27 protein-coding genes are annotated in these 25,728 nt (G+C 68.0%); 12 read left to right on the forward strand and 15 right to left on the reverse strand.

What is annotated here, in order from left to right; genetic code table 11:
* Positions 1–153 precede the first annotated feature (153 nt).
* The 4 genes from EDC64_RS10295 to EDC64_RS10310 all read left to right on the forward strand — a co-directional run bounded on the left by EDC64_RS10295 (position 154) and on the right by EDC64_RS10310 (position 3,712).
* The gene (locus tag EDC64_RS10295) at positions 154–1,131 is read left to right on the forward strand and encodes a TRAP transporter substrate-binding protein (RefSeq protein WP_132031200.1); all 978 of its coding nucleotides are present in this window, start codon (positions 154–156) and stop codon (positions 1,129–1,131) included.
* Positions 1,132–1,304: 173 nt separating this feature from the next.
* Positions 1,305–1,862, forward strand: a complete 558-nt coding sequence (locus EDC64_RS10300) for a TRAP transporter small permease (RefSeq protein ID WP_132031201.1) — start codon at positions 1,305–1,307, stop codon at positions 1,860–1,862.
* A 3-nt stretch (positions 1,863–1,865) separates the two neighbouring features.
* Positions 1,866–3,170, forward strand: coding sequence for a TRAP transporter large permease (locus tag EDC64_RS10305; RefSeq protein WP_132031202.1), 1,305 nt, complete (start codon positions 1,866–1,868; stop codon positions 3,168–3,170).
* 5 nt (positions 3,171–3,175) lie between these two features.
* Positions 3,176–3,712 carry a winged helix DNA-binding protein gene (locus tag EDC64_RS10310; RefSeq protein ID WP_132031203.1) on the forward strand — a complete coding sequence of 179 codons (537 nt, stop codon included), beginning with the start codon at positions 3,176–3,178 and terminating at the stop codon, positions 3,710–3,712.
* Between the two features lie 4 nt (positions 3,713–3,716).
* On the opposite strand, the gene EDC64_RS10315 is transcribed toward EDC64_RS10310, so the two are convergent.
* Positions 3,717–4,823, reverse strand: coding sequence for a DSD1 family PLP-dependent enzyme (locus EDC64_RS10315; protein WP_132031204.1), 1,107 nt, complete (start codon positions 4,821–4,823; stop codon positions 3,717–3,719).
* A gap of 125 nt (positions 4,824–4,948) precedes the next feature.
* Between EDC64_RS10315 and EDC64_RS10320 the strand changes: the two genes are divergently transcribed.
* Entirely contained in the window at positions 4,949–5,710 is a 762-nt protein-coding gene (locus EDC64_RS10320; RefSeq protein WP_132031205.1) for a haloacid dehalogenase type II, read from the forward strand.
* Positions 5,710–6,171, forward strand: coding sequence for a GNAT family N-acetyltransferase (locus EDC64_RS10325; RefSeq protein WP_165933714.1), 462 nt, complete (start codon positions 5,710–5,712; stop codon positions 6,169–6,171). The genes EDC64_RS10320 and EDC64_RS10325 overlap by 1 nt, the downstream gene beginning before the upstream one ends.
* Before the next feature lie 3 nt (positions 6,172–6,174).
* On the opposite strand, the gene EDC64_RS10330 is transcribed toward EDC64_RS10325, so the two are convergent.
* Positions 6,175–7,992 carry an ABC transporter transmembrane domain-containing protein gene (locus EDC64_RS10330; protein ID WP_132031206.1) on the reverse strand — a complete coding sequence of 606 codons (1,818 nt, stop codon included), beginning with the start codon at positions 7,990–7,992 and terminating at the stop codon, positions 6,175–6,177.
* A gap of 96 nt (positions 7,993–8,088) precedes the next feature.
* On the opposite strand from EDC64_RS10330, the gene rpmE reads away from it, so the two are divergent.
* Entirely contained in the window at positions 8,089–8,313 is a 225-nt protein-coding gene (rpmE, locus tag EDC64_RS10335) for a 50S ribosomal protein L31 (RefSeq protein ID WP_029004218.1), read from the forward strand.
* A gap of 241 nt (positions 8,314–8,554) precedes the next feature.
* Here rpmE and EDC64_RS10340 read toward each other — a convergent pair whose 3' ends face one another.
* Positions 8,555–8,743: a DUF1192 domain-containing protein gene (locus tag EDC64_RS10340; RefSeq protein WP_132031207.1), complete on the reverse strand. Its 189-nt coding sequence runs from the start codon at positions 8,741–8,743 to the stop codon at positions 8,555–8,557.
* Between the two features lie 172 nt (positions 8,744–8,915).
* On the opposite strand from EDC64_RS10340, the gene EDC64_RS10345 reads away from it, so the two are divergent.
* Positions 8,916–9,917 (forward strand): NAD(P)H-quinone oxidoreductase, encoded by a 1,002-nt coding sequence (locus tag EDC64_RS10345; protein ID WP_132031208.1) that lies wholly within the window; start codon positions 8,916–8,918, stop codon positions 9,915–9,917.
* Between the two features lie 131 nt (positions 9,918–10,048).
* On the forward strand, positions 10,049–12,958 hold the full coding sequence (locus tag EDC64_RS10350) for an EAL domain-containing protein (protein WP_132031209.1): 2,910 nt from the start codon (positions 10,049–10,051) through the stop codon (positions 12,956–12,958).
* A gap of 27 nt (positions 12,959–12,985) precedes the next feature.
* On the opposite strand, the gene EDC64_RS10355 is transcribed toward EDC64_RS10350, so the two are convergent.
* Positions 12,986–13,603, reverse strand: coding sequence for a YqgE/AlgH family protein (locus tag EDC64_RS10355; protein WP_132031210.1), 618 nt, complete (start codon positions 13,601–13,603; stop codon positions 12,986–12,988).
* Between the two features lie 144 nt (positions 13,604–13,747).
* On the opposite strand from EDC64_RS10355, the gene EDC64_RS10360 reads away from it, so the two are divergent.
* Positions 13,748–14,596 (forward strand): protein-disulfide reductase DsbD domain-containing protein, encoded by an 849-nt coding sequence (locus EDC64_RS10360; RefSeq protein WP_132031211.1) that lies wholly within the window; start codon positions 13,748–13,750, stop codon positions 14,594–14,596.
* Here the strand turns inward: EDC64_RS10360 and EDC64_RS10365 are convergent, their stop codons facing one another.
* Complete coding sequence (locus tag EDC64_RS10365) at positions 14,597–14,965, reverse strand: gamma-butyrobetaine hydroxylase family protein (protein ID WP_132031212.1); 369 nt, start codon at positions 14,963–14,965, stop codon at positions 14,597–14,599.
* A gap of 233 nt (positions 14,966–15,198) precedes the next feature.
* On the opposite strand from EDC64_RS10365, the gene moaA reads away from it, so the two are divergent.
* Complete coding sequence (moaA, locus tag EDC64_RS10370; protein WP_132031344.1) at positions 15,199–16,185, forward strand: GTP 3',8-cyclase MoaA; 987 nt, start codon at positions 15,199–15,201, stop codon at positions 16,183–16,185.
* Between the two features lie 6 nt (positions 16,186–16,191).
* Positions 16,192–16,539: a tRNA-binding protein gene (locus EDC64_RS10375; RefSeq protein ID WP_245504641.1), complete on the forward strand. Its 348-nt coding sequence runs from the start codon at positions 16,192–16,194 to the stop codon at positions 16,537–16,539.
* A gap of 5 nt (positions 16,540–16,544) precedes the next feature.
* On the opposite strand, the gene EDC64_RS10380 is transcribed toward EDC64_RS10375, so the two are convergent.
* The 10 genes from EDC64_RS10380 to EDC64_RS10425 all read right to left on the reverse strand — a co-directional run bounded on the left by EDC64_RS10380 (position 16,545) and on the right by EDC64_RS10425 (position 25,702).
* Complete coding sequence (locus EDC64_RS10380) at positions 16,545–17,672, reverse strand: zinc-dependent alcohol dehydrogenase family protein (protein ID WP_132031214.1); 1,128 nt, start codon at positions 17,670–17,672, stop codon at positions 16,545–16,547.
* Between the two features lie 60 nt (positions 17,673–17,732).
* Entirely contained in the window at positions 17,733–18,776 is a 1,044-nt protein-coding gene (locus EDC64_RS10385) for a YeiH family protein (RefSeq protein ID WP_132031215.1), read from the reverse strand.
* Between the two features lie 105 nt (positions 18,777–18,881).
* Positions 18,882–19,658 carry a ferredoxin--NADP reductase gene (locus EDC64_RS10390; protein WP_132031216.1) on the reverse strand — a complete coding sequence of 259 codons (777 nt, stop codon included), beginning with the start codon at positions 19,656–19,658 and terminating at the stop codon, positions 18,882–18,884.
* A 25-nt stretch (positions 19,659–19,683) separates the two neighbouring features.
* On the reverse strand, positions 19,684–20,019 hold the full coding sequence (gene fdxA, locus EDC64_RS10395; protein ID WP_132031217.1) for a ferredoxin FdxA: 336 nt from the start codon (positions 20,017–20,019) through the stop codon (positions 19,684–19,686).
* 184 nt (positions 20,020–20,203) lie between these two features.
* Positions 20,204–21,067, reverse strand: a complete 864-nt coding sequence (locus EDC64_RS10400; protein WP_132031218.1) for an ABC transporter ATP-binding protein — start codon at positions 21,065–21,067, stop codon at positions 20,204–20,206.
* A 9-nt stretch (positions 21,068–21,076) separates the two neighbouring features.
* On the reverse strand, positions 21,077–22,021 hold the full coding sequence (locus tag EDC64_RS10405) for an ABC transporter permease (protein WP_132031219.1): 945 nt from the start codon (positions 22,019–22,021) through the stop codon (positions 21,077–21,079).
* A gap of 5 nt (positions 22,022–22,026) precedes the next feature.
* A complete protein-coding gene (locus EDC64_RS10410; RefSeq protein ID WP_132031220.1) occupies positions 22,027–23,460 on the reverse strand; it encodes an ABC transporter substrate-binding protein in 1,434 nt (477 codons plus the stop codon).
* A gap of 174 nt (positions 23,461–23,634) precedes the next feature.
* Complete coding sequence (locus EDC64_RS10415; protein WP_132031221.1) at positions 23,635–24,411, reverse strand: Crp/Fnr family transcriptional regulator; 777 nt, start codon at positions 24,409–24,411, stop codon at positions 23,635–23,637.
* An 84-nt stretch (positions 24,412–24,495) separates the two neighbouring features.
* Entirely contained in the window at positions 24,496–25,458 is a 963-nt protein-coding gene (locus EDC64_RS10420; protein ID WP_132031222.1) for a HEAT repeat domain-containing protein, read from the reverse strand.
* Between the two features lie 10 nt (positions 25,459–25,468).
* Positions 25,469–25,702: a 4Fe-4S dicluster domain-containing protein gene (locus tag EDC64_RS10425; RefSeq protein WP_132031223.1), complete on the reverse strand. Its 234-nt coding sequence runs from the start codon at positions 25,700–25,702 to the stop codon at positions 25,469–25,471.
* Positions 25,703–25,728 lie beyond the last annotated feature (26 nt).

Genomic DNA, 25,728 nt, shown 5'->3' on the forward strand with positions numbered 1-25,728 from the left:
CAGAGCCGGTCGCGCGAGCATTCGCGGCCCGGCACCGGGATAAAGTCAGAAAGTCGACAAAACGTCAACAATTTGTTGACGAGTTCACGTAGTTCGGCAATCTTCAACTGATCCGCCCCGGAAGCAGGGTGGCACCATTCCATGAGGGGTCACATGAAAAAGACGTTCCTCGCGCTCGCGGGCGCGGCCGTTCTGGTTGCGGGCCTGTCCGGCGCCGCCACAGCCCAGACCACCTGGACCATGCCGACGCCCTATCCGGACGGCAATTTCCACACCAAGAACACCGCGCAATTCGCCGCCGACGTCGACAAAGCCACCGATGGCGCGCTGAAGATCCAGCTCCATTCCAACGGCTCGCTGGTCAAGCACCCGGAAATCAAGGCGGCCGTGCGCCGGGGCACGGCGCAGATCGGCGAGGTCCTGATCTCGCTGCACGCCAATGAGAGCCCGATCTTCGGCCTCGATTCCATTCCCTTCCTCGCCACCGGCTACGACGCCGCGAAGAAGCTCTATGCGGCGCAGAAGCCGTATCTCGAAAAGAAGCTGGCCGACGAAAATCTGGTGCTGCTCTATTCGGTGCCGTGGCCGCCGCAGGGCATCTATTCCAAGAAGGAGCTCAAGACGATCGACGAGCTCAAGGGTCTCAAGTTCCGCACCTACAACCCGGCCACGCAGGCGATCGCCAAGGAAGCCGGCGCGATCCCGGTCCAGGTCGAGCAGGCCGATCTCGCAACCGCCTTCTCCACCGGCCGCGTGGAGGCCACGATCACGTCGCCGGCGACCGGCGTCGACAGCAAGATGTGGGACTTCGTGTCGGTCTATGACGACACCCAGGCCTGGCTGCCGCGCAATGTCGTGATCGTCAACAAAGCGGCGTTCGACGCGTTGACGGACGCCCAGAAGAAGGCCGTCATGGACGCCGCCAAGGCGGCCGAGGAGCGCGGCTGGGCGGCCTCCGCCCAGGTCACGGTCAACGCGACCAAGACCCTTGCGGACAACAAGATCTCCGTGGTCCAGCCGACCCCCGAGCTGAAGGCCGGCTTCGAGGAGATCGGCAAGCGCATCGCCGCCGCCTGGGTGGTGTCGGCCGGGCCGGACGGCGAGGCGATCCTCACTGCCTACCGCAAATAGGCGTCGGCGCAGGCAACCGGAGCGGTTTCGGCCGGGTCGCAGCGCGATCCGGCCGGTCCCTCCAGAGGCCGCATCTTCGCTGCGTCGTCCCCCTCGCACGGCTCGCGCGAGCATCCGGCTCCGCCGGTTCCCTTCCGCGCGCTTTGTTCCGACCGGCCTTCGGGAGCCGTCCCATGCGCACCTTGCTCGACCGCCTCTATGGCACGGCCCTGTTTCTCGCCGCCGCCTGCCTCGCTCTGATCGCCATTCTGGTCGGAGCCCAGGTGCTCGGCCGCGTCTACGACATGATCCTGAAACTCTTCGGCCATCCCGCCTACGGCTTCATCGTCGAGGGCCTGCCGGAAATCGCCGGATATCTTCTCGCCGGCGCCAGCCTCCTCGCCCTCGCCGGCACCTTCAAGAGCGGCGCCCATATCCGGGTGCTGATGCTGCTCCAGGCGGTCCCCGCCGGCGGACGGAAGGCGTTCGAGGTTCTCGCGCATGTGATCGGCCTCGGGCTGAGCGGCTTCGCCACCTGGAGCCTGCTCGCGCTGACACTGGAATCGATCCGGTACAAGGAAGTGTCCTACGGGCTCGTCCCGGTGCCGCTGGCCCTGCCGCAGGCGGTGATGACGCTGGGGCTGGCGATCCTCACCATCGCCTTCCTCGACGAACTGCTCCATGTGCTGCGCACCGGCCGGCCCAGCTACAGCGTGTCGGAAGACGCCGTCACACTGGGCAAGGAGGGCTGACGCATGGACCTCCTTCCCCTCACCCTCCTTCTGCTTCTGCTTCTGTTCGCCGCGCTCGGCTCCGGCGTCCTCATCGCCCTCGCTCTGGCCGGGATCGGCCTGGTCGCGATCCTCGTGAAATCCGCCGCCGGCCCGGTCGGGGTGTTCGGAACCTCGGTCTGGAGCGCATCCGTCTCGTGGGACCTCACCGCTTTGCCCATGTTCATCTGGATGGGCGAGATCCTCTACCGCACCAAATTGTCCGAGGACCTGTTCGAGGGCCTCGCCCCCTGGCTTTCGCGCCTCCCCGGCCGGCTGCTCCACGTCAATGTCGTGGGTTGCGGGATCTTCGCCGCGGTCTCCGGCTCCTCCGCCGCCACCTGCGCCACGATCGGCCGCATCGCGCTGCCGGAACTGGCGAAACGCGGCTATGACGAGCGCATGGCGATCGGCACGCTGGCGGGCTCCGGCACGCTCGGCCTCCTGATCCCGCCCTCCATCATCATGATCGTCTACGGCGCCGCGACCGAGCAGTCGATCGCCCGCCTGTTCATTGCGGGTGTGATCCCCGGCATCCTGCTCGCGCTGCTGTTCATGGGCTTCGTCGCCGCCTGGGCGCTGCTCAATCCCTCCCGGATGCCGCCGCCGGAACCGATCTCCTCCTTCGCCAACCGGATCGCCTCGACCCGCCGGCTGATCCCGGTAATCCTGCTGATCGCCGGCGTGATCGGCTCGATCTATGGCGGCCTCGCCTCGGCGACCGAGGCGGCGGTCGTGGGCGTGTTTCTGTCCCTGGCCCTGTCCTGGGGCATGGGCACGCTGACCCGGAGCAGCTTCCGCGACGCGCTGCTCGGGGCGACGCGCACCTCCTGCATGATCGCCTTCATCCTCGCCGGCGCCGCCTTCCTGACCTCCGCCATGGGTTTCACCGGCATCCCGCGCGCCCTCGCCGAATGGATCACCTCGCTCGGCCTCGCCCAATGGCAGTTGCTGATCGCGCTCACCGTGTTCTACATGCTGCTCGGCTGCTTCCTCGACGGCATCTCGATGGTGGTCCTCACCACCTCGATCATCATGCCGCTGGTGGAAAAAGCCGGCTTCGACCTGATCTGGTTCGGCATCTATGTGGTGCTGGTGGTGGAGATGGCGCAGATCACGCCCCCGGTCGGGTTCAATCTGTTCGTGCTGCAGGGCATGACGGGCCGGAACATCTTCCGCATCGGCTATTATGCCCTGCCCTTCTTCCTGCTCCTCGGCCTCGCGGTGATCCTGCTCGTGGTGTTCCCCGGCATCGCGCTCTGGCTGCCCTCCACCATGTTCGAAGGATGAGCGCCATGGCGAGCCCGACCGAAAAAACCCCGCACGCGCCGCTCGGCTCCATCGTCTCCTCGGCGCACCTCGCCGAGGGGGCGCTGCCGGCGCTTTCCGAGCTGGAGTTCGGCCTCAACATGATCGGCCATGCCTATCAGCGCTGGATGGTGCGCTGCATGGCGGCGGCGGGCGTCCCCGATCTGTCCGCGCTCGACGTTCTGATCCTCCACCATGTGGTGCACCGCCAGCGCCCCAAGACCATCGCCGATCTGTGCCTGGTGCTGGATGTGGAAGACACCCACCTCGTCACTTATGCAGCCAAGAAATTGCAAGGCCTGGGCCTCGTCGCGGGCGGGCGGCGCGGCAAGGAGAAGACGCTCTCCGCCACCGAAGCCGGCCGGGCCGCCTGCACGCGCTATCGCGAGGTCCGCGAGACTCTGCTGACGCCCAGCGTCGCGGGAACCGGCATCGCGCCGGCCCGGCTGTCGGAGGTCGCCGCGCTGCTGCGCGCCTTGTCCGGCCATTACGACCAGGCCGCCCGCGCCGCCGCCAGCCTTTAAGAACTCAGAGGCCCGGACCGCGCGCGGCGATCGGCCAGAGCGCTTCCACCACGCCGCTGCGCACGCCGACGAACCAATCGTGGAGATTGACGGTCGGGTCGACATGGCCGGGGATCAGCCGCACCCGGTCGCCGGGCACGAGGGCACGATCCTTCGGCTGGCGCAGGAGCGTGTGCTCGTCGGACATGCCGATGATGTCGGTGTCGATCTCGAACGGGACCGGGCGGCCGGAATCCACCGCGAGCGCCTTGTAGCCCGCATCGAGCACCGCCTGGCCCGCGACCGCGGTGCTGATCACGGTCGCATGGACCAGAAGGGCGTGGGCGAAGACCGGCCCCTCGAAGCGGTTGCGGGCATAATCCGCGTCCATCAGCGCATAGGAGCCGCATTGCAGCTCGGTATAGGCGCCCGACGCCATTTCGAGGCCGAAACTGCCGGTCCCCGCCCCCGTGACGGTGCGGCAGGCGAGCCCCGCCTGATCAAGGAGCGCCGTGGCCCGGCGCACGGCCGCCGCCGCATCGGCGATCGCGGCGCGACGTTCCTCCGGCTGGCGCAAATGCTGGGCGCCGCCGTGATAGGCCTGGAGCCCGGCAAAGACGAGGCCCGGCGTGTCGGCGATCACGGCCGCGAGCCGGGTCATTTCGGGGCCCGGCGGCATCCCGCAGCGGCCCTGGCCGACATCGATCTCGACCAGGACGTCGACCGTCACCCCTTTGCCCGCGACCGCCGCCTTCAGCCCTTCGACATGCGCCATGCCGTCGACGCACACGCCGATCCGCGCGCGCTCCGCCAAGGCGACCAGACGCGCCAGCTTGCGGGGATCGACGATTTCGTTGGTGACGAGAATGTCGGGAATCCCGGCCGCGACGAAGACCTCCGCCTCGCTCACCTTCTGGCAGCACAGGCCGATCGCCCCCGCCGCCATCTGGTGCCGGGCGATGTCCGGGCACTTGTGCGCCTTGCCGTGCGGCCGAAGGCGCAGGCCGGAGCCCCGGACCGCATCGCGCAGGGTCGCGAGATTGGCGTCGAACAGGTCGAGATCGACCACCAGGGCCGGGGTCTCGATGTCCCCGGCCGGCATGCCGATCTGGGCGGGAGGGCGCGGCGACATGGAGGCTCCAGACGGGGGCGACGCGCCAGGGCGGCATGGGATAGTCTGGCGGACCATAAGGGCGCGGCCGGACGGGTCAACCCCGCTCCGGCCCCCGGCGCCGGTACGAACGGGAGGAACCAGCGATGATCAGGGCCATCGTCTTCGATGCCTACGGCACCTTGTTCGACGTTCAGTCGGTCGCCGACGTCACCGACGCCGCCTTTCCCGGCCATGGCAGCACCATCACCCAGATCTGGCGCCTGAAGCAGTTGGAATACAGCTGGCTGCACGCGCTGATGGGCCGCTACGTGGATTTCTGGCAGGTGACGCAGGAGGCGCTCACCTACACCCTGGGAACGCTCGGCCTCACGGCCGACGCGCGGCTCTTCGACGAGATCGCGGAGACCTATAATCGCCTCACGCCGTTTCCGGACGCCGCGGCGGCCCTCGATGCCTTGGGCGACTACAAGCGCGCCATCCTCTCGAACGGCAGTCCGGACATGCTCGCCGCCGTCGTCGGCCATTCCGGGCTCGACACCCGCCTCGACGCGATCCTGAGCGTTCATTCCAAGCGCGTCTTCAAGCCGGATCCGCGCGCCTACGGCCTGCTGGAGGACCAATTGGGCGTGCGCCCCGAGGAGGCGCTGTTCGTCTCCTCGAACGGCTTCGACGTGTGCGGCGCCAAGAGCGTCGGCTTTCGTGTGGCACGAATCGCCCGGATCTCGCCGGACGCGCTGCGCCAGGCGCTCCAGAGCGAAAGCCCGCCGACTCCCGCCACCGTCTTCAAGGCGCTGCGCAGCCAGCAGGAAACGTGCGGCGCGCCTGCCGATGCGGAGATTTCGAGCCTCGCCGAATTGCCGGCGCTGGTCCGCGCGCTCGCGGACGAACCGGCCAGGGCCTCCTGATGCCAGCGGCGCCCGGCATGGCGATCGTCGCCTTCAGGCCGGATCATCTGGCGGCGGTGGCGGACCTCTGGGTGGCGACCTGGTCCCGCACCATGCCCGACATCGATTTCGAGGCGCGCCGGGCGTGGTTTCTCGGCCATCTCGACACGCTCCGGGGCGGCGGCGCCGAGCTTCACGTCGCAGCCGCGCCGGACGGGACCGTGGCGGGCTTCGTCGCCATCGATCCGAAGACCGGCTATCTCGACCAGATCGCCGTCGCGCCCGCCTTCTGGGGTAGTTCCGCGGCTTTGGCCCTGATGGCGACGGCGAAGGCGCGCGCCCCGTCCGGCATCACGCTCGACGTCAATCAGGACAATCCCCGCGCCATCGCCTTCTATCGCCGGCTCGGCTTCCGCATCGTGTCGGAGGGCACCAACCCGGCCTCCGGCCGGGCGATCTGGCGCATGGCATGGACGCCGTGAGGCTCAGGCGGCCGCATTGAACTGGAGGGCGGCAAGGCGCGCATAGAGCCCGCCCTTCGCCACCAATTGGGCATGGGTCCCCTCGTCCACCAGCCGCCCGTCCTCCATGACGAGGATCCGGTCCGCGGACAAAACGGTTGCGAGGCGGTGGGCGATGACCAGGGTCGTGCGCCCGCGCATGGAATGTTCCAGCGCCAATTGGACCAGGGTTTCGCTCTCCGCATCGAGCGCGGACGTCGCCTCGTCCAGCAGCAGGATCGGCGCCGCGCGCAGAATCGCCCGGGCGATGACGATGCGCTGGCGCTGGCCGCCCGACAGGGTGACGCCGCGCTCGCCGACCATCGTGTCCCACCCCTGCGGCAGGCGCGCGACGAATTCGTCGACCACCGCCGCGCGTCCCGCCGCCTCGACCTGGGCGTCGCTGGCATCGGGCCGGGCGAGGCGGATGTTCTCGCGCACCGTATCGGCGAAGATCGCCACCTCCTGCGGCACCAGAGCGAGCTGCGCGCGCACATCGGCAGGGTCGCAGGCGGCGATGTCGACGCCGTCGAGGAAGATCCGGCCGCCGGTCGGATCGTAAAAGCGCTCCAGCAGCTGGAAGACCGTGCTCTTGCCCGCACCGGACGGACCGACCAGCGCCACGCGCTCGCCCGGCCGAACGGCGAAGGTGAGGGCGCTGAGCGCCGCAGCGTCGGGCCGGGTCGGATAGGCGAAGGACACGGCCTCGAAGCGGATCGCACCGGTCAGGGGCGCGGGCAGCGCGGCCGCAGGGACGGATGTGCGGATCCGCGGCTCGGCTTTGAGCAATTCGCCGATGCGCTCGGCCGCGCCGGTCGCGGCGGAAACCTCGCCCCAGGTCTGGGACAATTCGCCGAGACTGCTGGCCGCGAGCACGGCGAACAGCACGAACTGGCTGAGATCGCCCCCGGTCATGGCCCCCGTCATGACCGACTGCGCGCCGACCCAGAGCACCGCTACGACGCTGGCGAACACCAGGAAGATGCCGGTTCCCGTCAGCAGGGCGCGGGCTTGGGTGGCCGCGCGCGCTGCGGAAAAGGCACGCTCCGCTTCGACGTCGAAGCGCCGGCACGCCGCCGCTTCCGCGCTCGAGGCTTGGACCGCCCGGATCGCGCCGATCACCTCGGCGGCATAGGCCGAGGCATCGGCGAGGCTGTCCTGCGCCCTGCGCGAGCGGCCGCGCACTTTGCGGCCGAACGCCACCAGCGGCAGCACGATGAAGGGGATGGCCGCAAGGACGAGAAGCGACAGGCGCGGGCTCGTCACGACCATCATGCCGACCGCGCCGATGCACAAGACGAGGTTGCGCAACGCGACGGAGGCAGAGGTCGCGACCGCCACTTTGATATGGGTGGTGTCGGCGGTGAGGCGCGAGGTCAGCTCTCCGGAACGCGCCGTGTCGTAGAACGCCCCGTCGAGGCTGGCGAGGCGCGCGAACAGCGCCGAACGCAGATCCGCCACCACCCGCTCTCCGAGCGTCGTGACGAGATAGAAGCGCAAGGCCGAGGCCGCCGCCAGCACCGCCACCACCCCCACCAAGACGGCGAAATAGCGGTCGATCAGGCCGGCATGGTCGGCGGCGAAGCCGAAATCGATCATACGCCGCACTGCGATCGGAACCGCCAGCGTCGCCGCGGCCGCCACGAAGAGGGCGACGAGCGCCGCCGCGACCCGGCCGCGATGCCGCATCACATAAGGAAAGAGGGCCACAAGCGGGCCGAGCGAGGGCCGGCGCCGACCTCCCGCTGCGCTATTTGACGGCGAGGCCTTGCCGGCGACCGAAGATGTGTCCGCTTGTGTCAACGCATGCTCTCGGCTATAGACCCGCGACTTCCGTCAGGAACCGAAATGAGACCGCTGCCGGCCGGCCTGTGCCGCGCGGCGACAAGGACCGATCCCATGAAGAGCGATATTCACCCCGACTACCACTTCATTAAGGTGGTGATGACGGACGGCACCGAGTACACGACCCGGTCGACCTTCGGCAAGGATGGCGACACGCTCCAGCTCGACATCGACCCGCGCACCCATCCGGCCTGGACCGGCGGCACGCAGCAATTGCTGGACCGCGGCGGGCGCGTCTCGCGCTTCAAGAACAAGTTCGGCGGCCTGCTGAAGGGCTGATGCGACCGGCGCCGGGGCATCCCGGCGCGTTCTCCCGTCAAAGAAGAGCCGCCTTGCGGCGGCTCAGTCTACGGGAGGCGTGCCATGACGGCGCTCGGAGAAAAATCTTGCCCTCGAGGCCGTTCCGAGCACCATGCCCAGCCCCTGCGGATCCCGGACAGCGTCAGGATGACGCAAACGGCTTAACTTTGCGTTAACGTTGGCCGCGATTGCGCCGCACAGCGTGCGTCCGGCCGGCACCTCACAGCTTGAAGATCGAATCCGCGGCGCTGCGCGACGCACGCTTCGCCGTCAGCGTCGCTTCCAGACGCGCGATCTCCGCGCGAAACGCGGCAATGCGCTCCTCGATCTCCTCCACGGACAGGCGCGACAGATCGGCCCCGGGGGTAAGCGGTGCGGGGATCGGGCGGGGGCGGTCATCCTCCATCATGGGGGCATCCTTTCATGCGCGGATTTTCTCCATTCTCGCGCCGCCCGCCCTTTGTTACTAGAGCCGGATCCGAACAGGTGCTCCGCCCTGGCCGGTCGCTCCGTCTCCGCACGGCTCCAATGCTCCCGACGCACCGCGCCGCACCGGCGCGGTCCCGACCCGGATCAGCGCCATGACACAGATCCCCGCCACGATGACCGCCATCACGATCCCGACGCCCGGCGGGCCGGAATCCTTGGTGCCGGCGGAACGCCCGACCCCGCTGCCGGGGCCGGGCGAGGTGCTGGTCAAGGTCGCCTTTGCCGGCGTCAACCGGCCGGATGTGGTGCAGCGGCGCGGCCTCTATCCCCCACCGCCGGGGGCCTCCGACATTCCCGGCCTGGAAATCGCCGGGACGGTGGTGGCGCGCGGCGAAGGCGCCGTGCGCTATGCCATCGGCGACGCGGTGTGCGCCCTCGTGACGGGTGGCGGCTACGCGCAATTCTGCCCGACCCCCGAGGCGACCGCTCTGCCGGTCCCCGCCGGCCTTTCGCTGCGGGAGGCCGCGGCGATCCCGGAAACCTTCTTCACGGTGTGGAGCAACGTCTTCGACCGCGCCGGCCTCAAGCCGGGCGAGAGCCTGCTCGTGCACGGCGGCGCGGGCGGCATCGGGACGACCGCAATCATGCTCGGCAAGGCCTTCGGCGCGCGTGTCTTCACCACCGCCGGCTCGGCCGAAAAATGCGACGCCTGCCGCGCCCTCGGGGCGGATATCGCCATCGACTACAAGACGCAGGATTTCGTCGCCGAGGTGAAGGCCGCGACCGGCGGCAAGGGCGTGAACGTCATCCTCGACATGATCGGCGGCAGCTATATCCAGCGCAATTACGAGGCCGCCGCGGTCGACGGGCGGATCGTCCAGATCGCCTTCCAGGAGGCGTCGAAGGCGCAGGTCGACTTCATGCGCCTGATGCTGAAGCGCCTCACCCATACCGGATCCACCCTGCGCGCCCGTCCGGTGACCGACAAGGCCGCCATCGCCCGCGCGCTGGAAGAGAAGGTCTGGCCGCTGATCGCGACAGGCGCGCTGCGTCCGCTGATGGACGAGGTCTTCCCCCTCGCAGAGGCCGCCCGGGCGCATGCCCGCATGGAACAGAGCGCGCATCTGGGCAAGATCGTCCTGGACGCCGCGTGACCCTGCCGCCGCCCGTTCGGGGGCCAGCGAAGACACCGCCGGACCGGACCAGCGAAGCCTTCGCCTTGCTCCGGCCGCACGCCCGCTTTAGTGATGACGGTTCGTCCCGGCGGCGGTCCGGGGACGGAGGTTTGCCGTTGCGTCTGCTTGTTTTCTGCCTCGTTCTGCTCGCCGCCCTCCAGATCGCCCCGCCGGCCCGGGCGGTCGAGGCGGTGGCCGTGCGCCTCGATGCGAAGGTGACCGACCTCCTTCCGGCGGTCGAGCGGGTGACGACGGAGGGCGATCGGATCCAGATCTCCACCGCACCCGGGGCCGACGGGATCGTGCGGCGGATCGAGGTCCATACGACCGACGGCCGTCCCAATGCCGAATGGGTGGTCTTCGCGCTCGCCAACAACACCGACGAGCAGGTCGATCGTCTGATCGTCTCGCCCTTCTACCGCATGGTGGGGTCCGGCCTGTTCTGGCCCGATCTCGGCAACCGGCGCATCATCAATCTCACGCCGAGCCAGGGCTTCCGGCCCGAGCGGCAATCGGCGCCAGACGCCGACGTGTTCCTGGTCACGCTCGATCCCGGCTCGACCGTGACCTTCATCGCCGAACTCGCCGGGCCCAATCTGCCGCAGCTCTATCTGTGGGAGCCCGACGCCTATAAGGACAAGGTCAACAGCTTCACGCTGTATCACGGCATCGTCATCGGCATTGCCGGGCTCCTCGCACTGTTCCTGACCATCCTGTTCGTGGTGAAGGGTTCGGTGATGTTCCCTGCCGCCGCCGCGCTGGCCTGGGCGGTGCTGGGCTATATCGGCCTCGACTTCTCCTTCTGGTCCAAAGTGTTCGGCCTGTCGCCGGTGGCCGAGCAATTCTGGCGCGCCGCGGGCGAGGCGGTGCTGACGGCGACGTTGCTGGTGTTCCTGTTCGCTTATCTCAATCTCAATCGCTGGCACGTGCGCTACGTCCATGTCGCCGCCGGCTGGCTCCTGTTCCTCGCCGCGCTGGTGGTGGTGGCGCTGCTCGATGCGCCGATGGCGGCCGGCATTGCGCGCCTCTCTTTGTTCGCCGTCGCCGTGGCCGGCCTCGGCGTCGTGATCTGGCTGTCGCAGCACAGCTACGACCGCGCGGTTCTGATCATCCCCACCTGGCTGCTTCTGGTGGCCTGGGTGGTGATGGCCGGGCTCACGGTCGAGAGCGTCGTCACCAACGATCTCGTCGCCCCGGCTCTGTCGGGCGGCCTGGTCCTGATCGTGATGCTGATCGGCTTCACGGTCATGCAGCATGCCTTCGCCGGCCTGGGCGCGATCCAGAGCTCGGCCTCCGACCTGGAGCGCCGCGCGCTGGCGCTCGCCGGTTCGGGCTATATCGTCTGGGATTGGGACGTCGATTCGGACCGGATCTACACCTCGCCCGAGGCCGAGGAGGCGCTCGGGCTGAAGCGCCGTTCGCTCGAGACCGAAGCGGCCGGCTGGCTCGAAGTGCTGCATCCCGCCGACCGCGACCGGTTCCGGGCCACCCTCGACGGCATCATCGACCAGAGGCGCGGCCGGATCGACCAGGATTTCCGCCTGCGCGCCATCGACGGCCACTATCTCACCTTCAACCTCCGCGCGCGGCCGGTTGTGGGTGCCGACGGCGAAGTGGTGCGCTGCGTCGGCACGCTCACCGACGTCACCGGCGAGCGCATCGCGGCCGAGCGCCTGCTGCACGATGCGGTGCGCGACAATCTCACCGGCCTGCCCAACCGCGAACTGTTCGCCGACCGGCTGGAACAGGCCCTCACCTTCGCGCGCATCGACGAGACGCTGAAGCCGACGGTGATGTTCATCGACATCGACCGCTTCAAGCAGGTCAATCTTTCGGTCGGCATGGCGCTGGCGGATTCGATCCTTCTGACCGTCGCCCGGCGCATGATGCGGCTCCTGAAGCCCCAGGACACGCTGGCGCGCATGTCCGGCGACCAGTTCGGCCTGATCCTGATGTCGGAGCGCGACCCCGAGCGCATCACCACCTTCGCCGACACGCTGCGCCGCTCGCTGCGCGCCCCCATCAGCTTCGCCGACCGCGAGGTGTTCATCACCGCCTCGATCGGCCTCGTCCTGTCCGGCCCGGATCTCACCAAGCGCGCGGACGTGCTGAAGGATGCCGAACTCGCGATGTATTACGCCAAGCGGATCGGCGGCGACCGCATCGAGGTCTTCCGCCCCGCCATGCGCCAGCAGAAGATCGACCGCGTCGCCCTCGAGGCCGATCTGCGCCAGGCGCTGGAACGCGACGAGATCCTGGTCCGCTTCCAGCCCATCGTCCGGCTCGCCGATCGCGGCATTGGCGGCTTCGAGGCGTTCCTGCGCTGGCGCCATCCCACGCTCGGAGAGCTCGCCGCCGACGAATTCCTGCCCATCGCCGAGGAGACCGGCCTGATCCTCGATCTCGGCCTGTTCGCCCTGGAGCGCGCGGCGCGCCAGCTCGGCGCGTGGCAGCGCCAGGTCCGGGTCGAGCCGCCGCTCTTCATGAACGTCAACGTCTCTTCGCGGCAATTGCTGCGGCACGATCTGATCCAGGACCTGAAGGCGGTGCTGGCGCGCAACGCGGTGGCGCCGGGCTCCCTGAAGCTCGAGGTCGCCGAGGCGCTGGTGATGGAAAATCCGGAATATGCGGCGGTCATGCTGGCGCGCATCCGCGAGCTCGGTGCCGGTTTGTGCCTCGACGATTTCGGCACCGGCCAGTCGGCCCTGTCCTACCTGCAGCGCTTCCCGTTCGACACCATCAAGATCGATCGCCGGTTCGTCCAGGAAAGCGCCAAGGGCGCCGCCCGCGCGGCACGGCCCATCATCGTCGGCTCGATCATCGACCTCGCCCATCATCTCGGGATGGAAATCATCGCCGAGGGGCTGGAGAAGGACACCGAGGTGGACGAGATGACGCGCTATGGAGCGGAATACGGCCAGGGCGTCATTCTGGGAGAGCCGCTGACCAGCGACGAGTGCCGGGCTCTGTTCGAACCGGTCGCGCCCGAACCGCGCCGGCGCCGCTCGGCCGCTGGATAAGGCGGGCGCCGCGCGTTCCGCCCCGCGTCAGGCGTGACCGGCGTCGCGCGACAACATGCCGGGCACGATGCCGATCCGCCGCATGGCGCGGTCGTATTTGCTCTCGATCGCGTCGCCGAACAGGAGATCCGCGTCGGCGGGGCAATGAAGCCAGCCATTGGCCTGAATTTCGGTCTCGAGCTGGCCCGGAGCCCAGCCGGCATATCCCAGCGCCAGGACCGCATTCGACGGCCCGCGCCCTCCGGCAATCGCCTTCAGAATGTCCAGCGTCGCCGTGAGGCAGATGCCGTTGTCGATCGGCAAGGTGGAATTCTCGATGAAATAATCGGCGGAATGCAGGACGAAGCCCCGGCCGGTCTCGACCGGCCCGCCCTTCAGCACCTTCACCGCCTCCGCGGTCTTCGGCAGGAGGATGCGGTCGGCGGCCGGCACGACGTCGAGCTGGACCAGGAGCTCGGCGAAATCGATATGGCTCGCGGGCTGGTTGACCACGATGCCCATCGCGCCCTCGGCCGAATGCGCACACAAATAGACCAGGGTGCGGGAGAAGCGCTCGTCCTGCATGGACGGCATGGCGATGAGCATCTTCCCGTCGAGAAAATCGGGCGGACCGAAGCAGGAAGGGCTCGTGATATCGACCGTCATCGGCGAAGCCTACCGCGCCGGAGGCGGTTTGAAAACGCCCAAGCGGCACCGCCGGTCCCGCGCCGCGGCCGATGTCGCGCTCCGTAACGGGAACGTGCGCGCAACGGCTTTGCGCTCGAGGCGCCGACGCGCTAGGCGCATAGCATGATGTCCGTGCGCACCGCCCTCCTCCTGCTGCTCGCCCCGCTGCTGAGCGCCGCCCTGATCACCGGTGCGCGCGCCGGGGCGGGCGAAACCCCATGGGTCGGTGTCCAAGGCGCCGAGGTGCGGCTTTTGTCCGGCCGCGTCGTCGACGGCACGCTCGAAGCCGGCATCGAAATCCGCCTCGCTCCGGGATGGAAGACCTATTGGCGCTACCCCGGCGACAGCGGGGTGCCACCGGACTTCGACTGGTCCGGGTCGCGCAATCTCGGCATCATCGCGGTCGCCTACCCGGCGCCGCGCCGATTCTCCGACGGGGCCAGCGGTTATTCCATCGGCTATAAGGGGGCGGTGGTGTTTCCCGTGACGGCGCGGATCGCGGCACCGGGAACCCCATCCCGTCTCGACCTCACGCTCGACTTCGCCGTGTGCGAGGCGCTGTGCGTCCCGGCGCAGGCCAAGCTCGCCCTCGACATCCCAGCGGACGGCGGCAGCGCCGTCCCGGCCCTCGAAGCCGCGCGCGCCGCTTTGCCGGTGCCCGCGCCTCTCGGCACGGCCGCGACGCCCGGAATTGTCGCCATCGATCTCGACGATACCGCCGCGCCGCCGCTCGTCACGGTGCTCGCCCGCGCCAAGGCGCCGGCCAGCGCCGATTTGTTCGCGGAAGGTCCCGACGGATCCTGGGCGCTGCCTTTGCCGGCCCGCAAACCGGGGGAAGACGGCCTCGTGCGCTTCACCTTCGCGCTGGACGGGATGCCCGCCGGTACGGATTGGTCGCGGGCGCCCCTCCGCCTGACCCTGACGGATGCCGGCAAGGCGATCGAGACGATCGCTCCGCTGCCGGCGAAGTGATCAGCCGCGGGTGAGGCCCTGCGTCTTCAACGCTTCGAGGTACCGGCCGAACCGCTCTTCCTGCTCGTCGCCCAGGGCCCGGAGATAGGGCCAAGTATAGAGGCCGGTCTGATGGCCGTCGTCGAAGACGAGGCGGACCGCATAGGCGCCGACGGGCTCGACCGCCACGATCCGCACGGCGCGCTTTCCCGGCACGGTCTGCTTCTCGTGGGGGGCGTGGCCCTGGACCTCCGCGGACGGACTTTCGACACGCAGATACTCCGCCGGCAGGGTGAAATGCGCGCCGTCCTCGAAGCTGACGACGAGCGCATGCTTGTCCTCGATCAGACGCACTTCGGTCGGCCAGGCATTGGGGTCGGCTGCGGGCATGGGGGCTCCGAAAGGCGGGATCCGAGGGCGGGAATGTGCCGGTCACGAGCGCGCGACCGCGCCCCGTGCATTCCGGCACCGGGCCTATCAATACGCGCCCGGCATACGATATATAGAGGAGTTCAAGGACGGCGAGGAGACCGTCCAGTCCATGGCAGGAGCGCGAGGTGCATCGGATCCTGAGAGATGTGAGCGATCGTGGACCGGGGTCCGGGGCGGCGTTGGGGCCGCTGATGGACACGTTCGGCCGCCACGTGACCTATCTGCGGGTGTCGGTGACGGACCGCTGCGATTTTCGCTGCGTCTATTGCATGTCCGAGCACATGACCTTCCTGCCGAAACAGGACCTTCTCACGCTCGAGGAACTCGACCGTCTGTGCTCCGCTTTCGTGGCGCGCGGCGTGCGCAAGCTGCGCCTGACCGGCGGCGAGCCGTTGGTGCGGCGCGACGTGATGACCCTGTTCCGCGCCCTCTCCCGACATCTGGAAACCGGACGGCTCGAAGAGCTGACGCTCACGACCAACGGCTCGCAGCTCGCGCGCTACGCTGCGGATCTCGCAGCCTGCGGCGTGAAGCGGGTGAACGTCTCGGTCGATACGCTCGATCCGGACAAGTTCCGCACCGTCACCCGCTGGGGCGACCTCGGCAAGGTCATGGAAGGCATCGCCGCGGCGAAGGCCGCCGGAATCAAGATCAAGCTGAATGCCGTCGCGCTGCGCGACGTGAATGCGGGCGAGATCGCCGGCCTCATGGAATGGGCGCACGGCGAGGGCCACGATCTGTCCTTGATCGAGGTGATGCCGCTCGGCGAAGTCGGCGCGGAGCGCGTCGATCAGTATCTGCCGCTGTCCGAGGTCCGCGCCGGGCTGGAGGCGCGCTTCACCTTGATCGACAGCGCGCACCGCACCGGCGGTCCCGCCCGCTATGTCGAGGTGAAGGAGACCGGCGGGCGGCTCGGTTTCATCACGCCGCTGACCCACAATTTCTGCGAAGGCTGCAACCGCGTCCGCGTCACCTGCACCGGCACGCTCTTCATGTGCCTGGGCCAGGAGGATGCCGCCGATCTGCGGACGCCGCTGCGCGCCTCGCCGGACGACGCAGTGCTCCAGGCGGCGATCGACGCGGCGATCGTCCGCAAGCCGAAGGGGCACGATTTCGTGATCGACCGCACCACCCGCATTCCCGCGGTCTCGCGGCACATGAGCACCACCGGCGGATAGATGGATATGACGGCCCCCGGCCCGATCACCTTCGAGGATTTTCTGAAGGTCGACATCCGCGTCGGCACCATCGTGGCCGCCGAACCGTTTCCCGAGGCGCGCAAGCCGGCGATCAAGCTCAGGATCGATTTCGGGCAGGAGATCGGCATCAAGCGCTCCTCCGCCCAGATAACGGTGCATTACGCGCCCGAAGACCTGGTCGGCCGGCAGGTTGCCGCCGTGGTCAATTTCCCGCCGCGCCAGATCGGCAAATTCCTCTCGGAGGTCCTGACGCTCGGCTTTCCCGACGCGGCCGGCGCCGTCGTCCTGATCGGACCCAGCCGAACCGTGCCGGACGGCGGACGCCTGTTCTAAGCCGATCAGAAGGTGATGACATGGCGCACCACCTCGCCGCGGTCGAGGCGGTCGAATGCGGAATTGATCTCTTCGAGCGGGCCGGTGCTCGACAGCAGCCTCTGAACCGGCAGCCGCCCCCGCTGATAGAGGCCGATGAAGCGCGGAATGTCGCGCGGCGGCACGCAGCCGCCCTGATAGCTGCCTTTGATGATCCGCTCGTCGGCGACGATATGGACCGGTGAGAGCGAGATCCGTGCGTTCGGATTGGCGAGCCCCGCCGACGCCGTCGTGCCACCGCGCCGGGTGATCTTGTAGGCGAACTCGAAGGCGGGCGCGGCCCCGGCCATTTCGAGGGCATGGTCGACGCCGCCGCCGGTCGCCGCGCGGATCGCCTCGGCGGCATCCGGGTCGCCGGCAAGGTAGGCGTCGGTGGCGCCGAGGGCGAGCGCGAGATCGAGCTTCGCCTGCGAGAGATCGACCGCGATGATGCGTTCCGCGCCGGCCGCGACGGCGCCGAGCACCGCCGAGAGACCGACGCCGCCAAGACCGATCACGGCCACGCGCTCTCCCGCCTTGACCCGGCAGGTGTTCACCACCGCGCCCACCCCGGTCATCACGGCGCAGCCGAACAGCGCGGCGTCGACCAGCGGCACGTCGTCCGGAATCTTCACGACCGAGCGCCGCGAAACCACCGCATGCTCGGCGAAGCCCGACACGCCGCAATGGTGGTAGGTGTCCGTGCCGTCGTCGCAGCGCAGACGCAGCGCGCCCGACAGGAGCGTGCCGGCTCCGTTGGCCGCCTGACCCGGCGCGCACAATTGCGCGCGGCCGTCGAGGCAGGGCAGGCACTGGCCGCAGGTGGGGGTGAAGCTCATCACGACATGATCGCCCGGCCGGAGGTCCGCGACGCCCGCACCGGCTTCGACCACCACGGCCGAGGCCTCGTGGCCGAGCACCATGGGGGTCTGGCGCGGCCGGTCGCCATTGATCACCGACAAATCGGAATGGCAGAGGCCGGCGGCCGCGATCTTGACCAGAACCTCGTCGCGGCCCGGGGGATCGAGATGCACCGCCTCGATGGTCAGGGGGCGGGTCTGCGCATAAGGGCGCGCGACCGGCGACGACCTCAGGACGGCGGCGCGCACACGCATGGTCTTTCTCCCGGATTCCACTTTTGGCGGAGCATGGCGCGGGCGGCGGAAAAAGAGAAGTCAGGCGCCGAGGAGATCGATCAAACCGAAGGTGAGGCCGGCGATGAACAGCCAGGCGGCGGCACCGAGCGCCAGCGGGCGCCAGCCCTTCGCCTTGAGCTTGCGTATGTCGGTCTCGAGGCCCATCGCCCCAAGGGCCAGAGCGAGGAGGAAGGTGGTCGTCTGGACCAAGGCCGGCTTGGCCTCGGCCGGCACCAGGCCGAAGCTGTTGACGACGATCATCGCCATGAAGCCGAGCACGAACCAGGGGACCGGAGGCGCCGCCTTGCCGGCAGCGTCCGTGCCACGCGCGCGCCGCAGGGCGACGAAACCGAGCCCCAGCACCAGCGGCGCGAGCAGCATGACGCGCGTGAGCTTGGCGACGGTGCCGAATTCCCCCGCCGCCTGTCCGCCCTGGAATGCGGCGGCCACGACCTGCGCCACCTCGTGCACCGACGCCCCGACCCACAGGCCATACGCGTGGGGCGCGAAGCCGATGACCGGCAGCAAAACCGGGCTCAACAGCATCGCGGCCGAGCCGAATACGGTCACGCACGCCACCGCATAAGCGACGTCCTCGTCGCTGCCGCGCGTCACCGTATTGGTGGCGACCACCGCCGATGCGCCGCAGATCGCTGTGCCGGCGGCGATCAGTTCGGAGAGCTTGGGATCGACCCCCATCAGGCGGCCCATCCAGCGCGTGACGAAGAAGGTCGCGAACAAAGCGAAGGCGACGATACCAAACCCGATCGGGCCGATCATGCGGACCTGCGCAAAGGTGAGTTGCAGCCCGAGCAGGATGATGGCGAACCGCAAAATCCGCCGCAGCGCGAACTTCACGCCGGGAATGGCCCAGGCCGGGGTGCCGACGAGATTGTGGAAGGTCATGCCGACCACGGTCGCGATCACGAGCGGACTCAGAACGCCGATCACCGGCAAAAGCCGCAGGGCATAAGCGAGGCCGGCGATCGCCGCCGTCAAGACCAGACCGGGCAGAACCCCCGTCCCGGCACGCCATCCATCCGCCCGTTCGGGCGCGGGAGGGGCGGCACTCTTTTCGGCCATGCGTCGGTCCCTCGTGGCGCGGCAGGGCCGCGGCGTCCGCAGGCTCAGAGATACGCGCCTCTTCCGGGATTCATCAAGCGGTTCCGGCGCACGGGGGAACCGGCTTCAGCCGCGCTCCGCGAAGGCCTTCTCGACGACGAAATGGTTCGGCCTGTGGCCCGCCCCCTCCTCGAAGGCGTGCGCCTCCAGGAAGGTTCGAACGTCGGCGATCATCTGCGGGCTGCCGCAGAGCATCACCCGGTCATGCGCCGCATCGATCGCCGGCAGGCCGAGATCCGCGACCATCTGGCCGCTCGCCATGAGATCGGTGATCCGGCCGCGATTGCGGAACGGCTCGCGGGTGACGGTGGGATAGTGCAGCAATTGCGCGCCGGCATAATCGCCGAGGAATTCGTGGTCGCGCACGTCGGCGACGACGGCCTCGCCATAAGCGAGTTCGGCCACTTCGCGGCAGCCATGGACCAGGATCACGCGCTCGAACCGTTCGTAGGTCTCGGGATCCTTTATGATCGACACGAACGGCGCGAGGCCGGTGCCGGTCGAGAGCAGATAGAGCCGCTTGCCGGGCTTCAGATTGTCCAGGAGGAGGGTGCCGGTGGGCCGCCGCCCGACCAGGATCGGATCGCCCGCCTTCAGCGCCTGGAGGCGCGAGGTGAGCGGCCCGTCAGGCACCTTGATGGAGAAGAATTCGAGCCGGTCCTCATGGGTCGCGCTCGCCAGCGAATAGGCGCGCAGCAGCGGCTTTCCCGCGACTTCGAGGCCGATCATGGTGAATTGCCCGCTCTTGAAGCGGAACGCCGTGTCCCGCGTGGCGGTGAAGCTGAACAGCCGGTCGGTCCAATGGTGGACGTCGAGCACGGTTTCCTGGGCGATGTTGCTCATCGATCTGCCTGTCTCGGTTCGGTCATCAGGCCCCTCCGGGGGCCTCGCTGAATGCGGTCTCGAACTTGCCGTCGACGTCCATCCACGCTTCGGCGTCTTCCGGCGGTTCTTTCTTCTCGGCGATGTTGGGCCATACCCGGGACAGCCGGTCGTTGAGTTCCAGCCAGCGTGCGGCGGTCGGGTCGGTGTCCGCGACGATCGCCGCGGCCGGGCATTCCGGCTCGCAGACGCCGCAATCGATGCATTCGTCAGGGTTGATGACGAGCATGTTCTCGCCCTCATAGAAGCAATCCACCGGGCAAACCGCGACGCAATCCATGAATTTGCAGCGAATGCATTTGTCGGTGACGACGTAAGTCATGGGCGCATCCAATGGTATGACCAGAAGAAGCTAGCATTCGGCTGCCGGGGCCGCGGCTTTTTTAGAATTCGAACGACAACTAATTTCTAAAAAAGCGCCGCGCGGCACGAGCGGGAGCGGGACCTTGCAAAGAAAAGGCCCGGACGGATCCGGGCCTCGAAGGTCGGCGGCACCGCACCGTGCGTCAGATCACGTCGGACAGGTTCGCGCCGTTGAGATTGATCGCGAGACCCTTGAGGGCATCGGCATTCAGCTCTCCGCCCATCGCCTTCAAACTCTCCTCGCGGATCAGGGCGCCGAGTTCGGCGCGCAGGCCGAGGAATTCGGGCGAGAGCTGGAGCGTCGAATCGCGCGGGCGCGGCAGCGGCACCGTCACCTCGGCCTTGATCGAGCCCGGCCGCGCCGTCATCACATAGATGCGGTCGGACAGAAAGATCGCCTCGTCGATGTCGTGGGTGACGAACAGGACCGAGATTTCCAGCCGCTCCCAGAGATTGGTGAGGATCTGCTGCATGATCTGGCGGGTCTGGGCGTCGAGCGCGCCGAACGGCTCGTCGAGCAGCAGAACCCGCGGCCCGGTGGCGAGCGCCCGGACGATCCCGACCCGCTGCTTCATGCCGCCCGAGAGGCGGTCGGGATATTGATCCTCGAACTGGGAGAGACCGGCGAGGCCGAGCAGCGTGCGGGCGGACCTTTTGCGCTCGTCGGCCGAGACGCCGCGCATCTTCAGCCCGAATTCGACATTCTCCCGCACGGTCTTCCACGGAAACAGGGAATATTGCTGGAACACCATGCCCCGGTCCGCCCCCGGCCCCTTCACGGCCTCCCCATCCACCGTCACCGTGCCGCGGGTCGGCTTCAGGAAGCCGGCGACCGCATTCAGCAGGGTGGACTTGCCGCAGCCGGAGGGGCCGATGATCGAGACGAACTCGCCGGGACGGACCAGAAGGTCGGCATCCTCGACCGCCGACATGGCGCCGTCCAAGGTCTCGTAGCTCAGGCAGAAGTCGGAGACCTCGATCAGGCCCTTCTTGGCGCTCGCGCTCATGGACGGCTCCTAATGGCGGGTGGCCCAGGGGGTGACGATGCGGCCCACCGCGCGGATCGCGAAGGACGAGGCGAGGCCGAGCACGCCGATGCAGATCATGCCGAGCGCGATGTCGGAATACTGGACCAGGGAATAGGATTCCCAGGTGAAATAACCGATCCCGAACTGGCCCGAAATCATCTCCGCCGCGATCAGCGACACCCAGGCGACGCCCATCCCCACCGTCAGGCCGGTGAAAATCTGCGGCAGCGCGGCCGGGAAATAGACTTCCCGGAAGGTGGCGGCTTCCCGCGCGCCGAGGCAGCGCGCGGCCCGCACCAGGACCTCGTCGACCGTCGACATGCCGTGCAGGGTGTTGATTAGGATCGGGAAGAAGGAGCCGAGAAAGGTAATGAAGACGATGCTCTCCTCATTGGTCGGCCAGAGCATGATCGCCATCGGCACCCAGGCGATGGCGGGGATGGGCCGCATCACCTCGGAAACCGGGAACACCACCTCGCGCAGCAGCTTGTAGCGCCCCATCAAGAGGCCGAGCGGCACCGCGACCAGGGTGGCGATGGAAAAGCCGATCAGGATCCGCCGGCAGGAAATGACGATATGGTCGAAGAAGCGGCCGCTCGCGAAGGCCTGTTCGGCGCTCTCCAGCACCTGTTCCGGCGACGGCACGTTCACGAACCGCACATAGACCGACATGCGGTTGACGGTGAGCACATGCCACAGGGCGATGAACAGTCCGATCGACAGCATGCCCAGGAGGATCGCCCGGATCGTGCCCTTGTTGAGCCGGAACCACCGCTTCAGGCGGGCGGCGGCGCCGCGGGGCGGAACCGGGGCGGCGTGCGGGACGCGGGGCGGGCGCAGGACGACGGAGCCGGCGCGGGCCGGCTCCTCCGTTGCGCGCGCGAACCGGTCCTTTGCACTGGCCACGGTCGCGAGAGCCGTCGTGTGCTTCATGGCAATCATCCTCGTCCGGAGGTCACGCTCTTCAGCGCATCCTCGAAGCCGAGCACCTTGCCGCCGTCCTTGGCGGCCGCGGCTTCGGCATCCTTCTTCAGCAGGAAGGGCTGGATCTGGGTCTTGCCGTCCTTGGTGACGGCCGCGAAGAAGGCTTCGGAGGCGAACAGCTTGATGCCCTGCGCGGTGTCGAACAGATAGACGGTGGTCGCCTTCTTGCCCTGGGCCTTCATCTCGGCGAGCGCGCCGAGGGTGCAGACCGGGCTCGAATAGGCCTTGATGCCCTCGCCCTCGACCCAGATCTCGCCGGCCATGCGCGGCTCGGCGATCTTCACCTTGCAGAAGGTGTCCTCGCCCGAGACCTCGTAATTGGCCAGGCTCTTGAGCTGGGCCTCATAGTCGAGCCCGAGTTCGGCGTAGGCTTTGCGGACATAGCTGTCATTGACCCAGGCCTTGACGTCGAACTCCTTCATCCGCCCGAGCTTCTGAAGGACGCCGGCATCTTCCGCCGCATCGGCCACGAGCTGCGGCTTGATGGTCGGATCCATCGTCATGATGCCGCCCGGGCCGAGGAAGATATAGACCACTTCCTTGTCGATCCCGGTCCATTTCGCGATGCTTTCGGCCGCTGCCTTGGGATCCTTGCGGACCCAGTCATTGGCCTCGATCACCGCCTTGATGTAGCCGACGACGACTTCCGGATATTTCTCGGCGAAGTCGGTGCGCACCACGACGCCGTGCCAGGTCGGCGCCTTGGTCTCGACGCCGTCGAAGATCTTGCGGGCGAAGCCGCGGAACGGCAGCAATTCGGCGAACGGCACGAAATCGGCGTGCGCGTCGATCTTCTTTTCCTGCAGATTGGTCGAGCCGACTTCCGGGCTCTGGCTCACCAGCTGGAAATAATTGTTCGGCCAGCCTTTGTCCTGCATGGCCTTCAGCATCATGCCGTGGGCGGCGGAGCCGAACGGCACGCTGAGCACCTTGCCCTTCAGGTCGGACAGCTCGAAATAATCGGAATCCTTGTGCACCACGACGCCGTTGCCGGATCCGTGGATGTTGTAGGCGGCGACCGCGATCAGCTGGCTCTTGCTCTGCGGGTTCTGCTGGAAGGTGTAGCCGTTCACCACCAGCGGATAGTCGCCCATCCCGCCGAACTGGAGCTTGTCCGCCATCATCCCGTTGGTGACGGGTGGGCCGGACGTGAAGTTCTGCCAGTCGAGCTTGAAGGTGACGTTGGCGTATTTGCCGTCCTTCGGCAGGTACTTTTCCAGCAGCTTCAGTTCGCGGATCACGACGCCGGTGGTCACCGTGTTCGTCGTGGTGTCCTGGGTGCCGATGCCGATCGTCACCGTCGACTGGGCCGAAGCTGGAGCGGCGCAGGCGACGGCCAGAACCAGGCCGGCGGCGAGTTGAAAGGGCGAGGGTGCTGACTTCCGCATAGGTTCACCTCATGGAATGCTTGGCGCTGTGTGCGTCGGCTCTTCTCGGCCTCGCATCATCTTCGGTCGCAAGCTTCGAGAGGTTCAAAGGAAGAAGGCCTCCGGCGGTGGATTAGTTGCCATGAAATGAGGCCTGCCGAATGTTTCGGCAGAAGCTGCCCGCCTGACGCACAGTCAGGTTCCGCCGCGCATCGCATGCAGAGCGTCCAGCTGATGCACGACGATCTTGGATTTCTCGGTCGAAAGGATGCCCTGCGCCTGCAGCCGTTTCAGCGAAATCGTCACCCATTGCCGGGTGGCGCCCACCATATGGGCAAGATCGGCATGGGTGAGCGCGGTGCCGATCGCCACCGTGTCCCCTTCCGGAACGCCATAGGTGTCGCACAGATGCAGCAGCAGATGCGCCAGCCGCTCGGTGACCGACCGGGTGCCCAGCATCTGCGCCAGAGCGGAATAGCATTTGCCCTTGAAAGTGAGGCCCTCGATCAGGCCGATGGCCAGAGCCGGCATGCGCGCAATGAGGCCGCGCAAGGCTTTGCCGGAGAGATGGACGACGACCGAATTCGCCGCCGCCACCCCGGACCAGACATGCATGCCCTGGCCGAACAGTTCGGGGCCGCCGACGAAATTTCCGGCATGCCAATAGGCCAGGGTGATCTCGCGCCCGGAAGGAGCGATGTAGAACACGCGGATGCGTCCGCTCTCGATCAGGAAGATGCCGTCATGCGGCGTGCCCTGCGAGAACAGCATCTTGCCGCGATAAACGACCCGGCGCTGGCCCTCCTTCAGGACCTCCTCGCGCTCCTTCAGGCTGAGCCGCTGCAGCAGCAGCGGCGGGCCGTTCGCGAGGGCGGCATTCTCCGTCAGCAGGAGGGCCTGGGCGGGGGCGGTGTTGGACAAGAGAAGCGATCCGGTCGCGCGGGACGCGCCCGACGCCTGGGGTGACAGCATCACGATTCTCCCGAAGTTCCGAATTGGAACAATCGCAAGAACCGTACCAGTCGCGGCCGGGCGCCGCGCCGTTTCAGGACGGCGTCAGGCCGCCGCCCGGCAGCGGTCGAGCGCCCAGCGCACCAGCTTGCGCACATCCGGGTCCGGATCGTCATAGGCCCGCTCGAGCACGCCGATCGCAGCCGGGTCGGCGATTTCGCCGAGCGCCGCCGCGGCTTCCTTGCGGACATTTGAGAGGCTGTGGTCGAGCGCCGCCGAGATCGCCGGCACCGCGCCGCGCGCCTTGATCTTGCCCAGCGCGTTCACCGCCTTGGCCCGGACCTGCCAGGCTTCGTCGCCGGTCGCGGCGATCAGCGGGTCGGCGGCTTCCGGCAGCCGCGCCTTGCCGATGGAGAAGGCGGCTTCCTCGCGGACCTGCCAATTGTCGTCCGTCAGCCCCGCAATGAGCGGCGGCACGCCGGGCGTGCCCGGCCGGACGAACACCAGGGCCGCCATGACGGCGCGCCGCACCGAGGGATCGCTGTCATTGGCGGCCATCATCAGGGCCGGCAGCGCCGCCTCCGCCTTCAGCCAGCCGAGCACGCCCAGGGCCTCGCGCCGCACCGCGACTTCGGGATCCTGGAGCGCGGCGAGCGCGACCGGAAGCGCGGCGGGCTCCTGCATCTCGCGCAGCGCCCGCAGTGCCGCCGACCGGACGAACACGCCACCCTCCGCCGCGCGCGCGATCAGAGCCGACGCGGCGCCCGCCTCCTTCTTGTCGGCGAGGCTTTCGGCCGCCGCGAGGCGAACCGCCTCCTCGGGATCATCGAGCGCGGCGATCAATGCGAGCGCCACCTCGGTCCCGGAATGCTCGTCCAGCGCCTTGCAGGCCGCCTCGCGCACCATGGCGTCGGGGTCGCGCGTGCCGTCGATCAAAAGCGGCACCGCCTCCGGCTCCACCGCCTCGGCGAGCGAAAGCATGGCCACCCGGCGCACCCCGGAATCCGTGCTGCGCGCCCGCGCGAGGATCTCGTCCATCTCGTCGTCGAACGCCTCGAAGATCGGCATTTCGGGCTCCTCAGCGCAAGAGATAGGGGATCTCGACCTTCACCGCATGGGTCGGGCAATCCACCTCGCAGGGCATGCAATACCAGCATTCGTCATATTTCATGTGCGCCTTGCCGGTCGCCGGATTGATCGCGAGGACATCCAGCGGACAGACGTCGATGCACACCCGGCAGCCCTTTTCGGCGATGCATTTGGCGTCGTCGACGGTGACCGGGACCGAGGTCGAATGATGGGCGTGAGGCATGGGACTTGCTCCGGAAGGAAGGGGCG

It is taken from the genome of Aquabacter spiritensis (genome assembly GCF_004346185.1).
GTDB classification, from domain to species: Bacteria; Pseudomonadota; Alphaproteobacteria; order Rhizobiales; family Xanthobacteraceae; genus Aquabacter; species Aquabacter spiritensis.

What these genes read in the sequence shown, in the direction of transcription:
- EDC64_RS10295 (WP_132031200.1), top strand. Translation starts at nt 154, where the DNA reads ATGAAAAAGACGTTCCTCGCGCTCGCGGGCGCGGCCGTTCTGGTTGCG.
- EDC64_RS10300 (WP_132031201.1), top strand. Translation starts at nt 1,305, where the DNA reads ATGCGCACCTTGCTCGACCGCCTCTATGGCACGGCCCTGTTTCTCGCC.
- EDC64_RS10305 (WP_132031202.1), top strand. Translation starts at nt 1,866, where the DNA reads ATGGACCTCCTTCCCCTCACCCTCCTTCTGCTTCTGCTTCTGTTCGCC.
- EDC64_RS10310 (WP_132031203.1), top strand. Translation starts at nt 3,176, where the DNA reads ATGGCGAGCCCGACCGAAAAAACCCCGCACGCGCCGCTCGGCTCCATC.
- EDC64_RS10315 (WP_132031204.1), bottom strand. Translation starts at nt 4,823, where the DNA reads ATGTCGCCGCGCCCTCCCGCCCAGATCGGCATGCCGGCCGGGGACATC.
- EDC64_RS10320 (WP_132031205.1), top strand. Translation starts at nt 4,949, where the DNA reads ATGATCAGGGCCATCGTCTTCGATGCCTACGGCACCTTGTTCGACGTT.
- EDC64_RS10325 (WP_165933714.1), top strand. Translation starts at nt 5,710, where the DNA reads ATGCCAGCGGCGCCCGGCATGGCGATCGTCGCCTTCAGGCCGGATCAT.
- rpmE (WP_029004218.1), top strand. Translation starts at nt 8,089, where the DNA reads ATGAAGAGCGATATTCACCCCGACTACCACTTCATTAAGGTGGTGATG.
- EDC64_RS10340 (WP_132031207.1), bottom strand. Translation starts at nt 8,743, where the DNA reads ATGATGGAGGATGACCGCCCCCGCCCGATCCCCGCACCGCTTACCCCC.
- EDC64_RS10345 (WP_132031208.1), top strand. Translation starts at nt 8,916, where the DNA reads ATGACACAGATCCCCGCCACGATGACCGCCATCACGATCCCGACGCCC.
- EDC64_RS10355 (WP_132031210.1), bottom strand. Translation starts at nt 13,603, where the DNA reads ATGACGGTCGATATCACGAGCCCTTCCTGCTTCGGTCCGCCCGATTTT.
- EDC64_RS10360 (WP_132031211.1), top strand. Translation starts at nt 13,748, where the DNA reads ATGATGTCCGTGCGCACCGCCCTCCTCCTGCTGCTCGCCCCGCTGCTG.
- EDC64_RS10365 (WP_132031212.1), bottom strand. Translation starts at nt 14,965, where the DNA reads ATGCCCGCAGCCGACCCCAATGCCTGGCCGACCGAAGTGCGTCTGATC.
- moaA (WP_132031344.1), top strand. Translation starts at nt 15,199, where the DNA reads ATGGACACGTTCGGCCGCCACGTGACCTATCTGCGGGTGTCGGTGACG.
- EDC64_RS10375 (WP_245504641.1), top strand. Translation starts at nt 16,192, where the DNA reads ATGACGGCCCCCGGCCCGATCACCTTCGAGGATTTTCTGAAGGTCGAC.
- EDC64_RS10380 (WP_132031214.1), bottom strand. Translation starts at nt 17,672, where the DNA reads ATGCGTGTGCGCGCCGCCGTCCTGAGGTCGTCGCCGGTCGCGCGCCCT.
- EDC64_RS10385 (WP_132031215.1), bottom strand. Translation starts at nt 18,776, where the DNA reads ATGGCCGAAAAGAGTGCCGCCCCTCCCGCGCCCGAACGGGCGGATGGA.
- EDC64_RS10390 (WP_132031216.1), bottom strand. Translation starts at nt 19,658, where the DNA reads ATGAGCAACATCGCCCAGGAAACCGTGCTCGACGTCCACCATTGGACC.
- fdxA (WP_132031217.1), bottom strand. Translation starts at nt 20,019, where the DNA reads ATGACTTACGTCGTCACCGACAAATGCATTCGCTGCAAATTCATGGAT.
- EDC64_RS10400 (WP_132031218.1), bottom strand. Translation starts at nt 21,067, where the DNA reads ATGAGCGCGAGCGCCAAGAAGGGCCTGATCGAGGTCTCCGACTTCTGC.
- EDC64_RS10405 (WP_132031219.1), bottom strand. Translation starts at nt 22,021, where the DNA reads ATGAAGCACACGACGGCTCTCGCGACCGTGGCCAGTGCAAAGGACCGG.
- EDC64_RS10410 (WP_132031220.1), bottom strand. Translation starts at nt 23,460, where the DNA reads ATGCGGAAGTCAGCACCCTCGCCCTTTCAACTCGCCGCCGGCCTGGTT.
- EDC64_RS10415 (WP_132031221.1), bottom strand. Translation starts at nt 24,411, where the DNA reads ATGCTGTCACCCCAGGCGTCGGGCGCGTCCCGCGCGACCGGATCGCTT.
- EDC64_RS10420 (WP_132031222.1), bottom strand. Translation starts at nt 25,458, where the DNA reads ATGCCGATCTTCGAGGCGTTCGACGACGAGATGGACGAGATCCTCGCG.
- EDC64_RS10425 (WP_132031223.1), bottom strand. Translation starts at nt 25,702, where the DNA reads ATGCCTCACGCCCATCATTCGACCTCGGTCCCGGTCACCGTCGACGAC.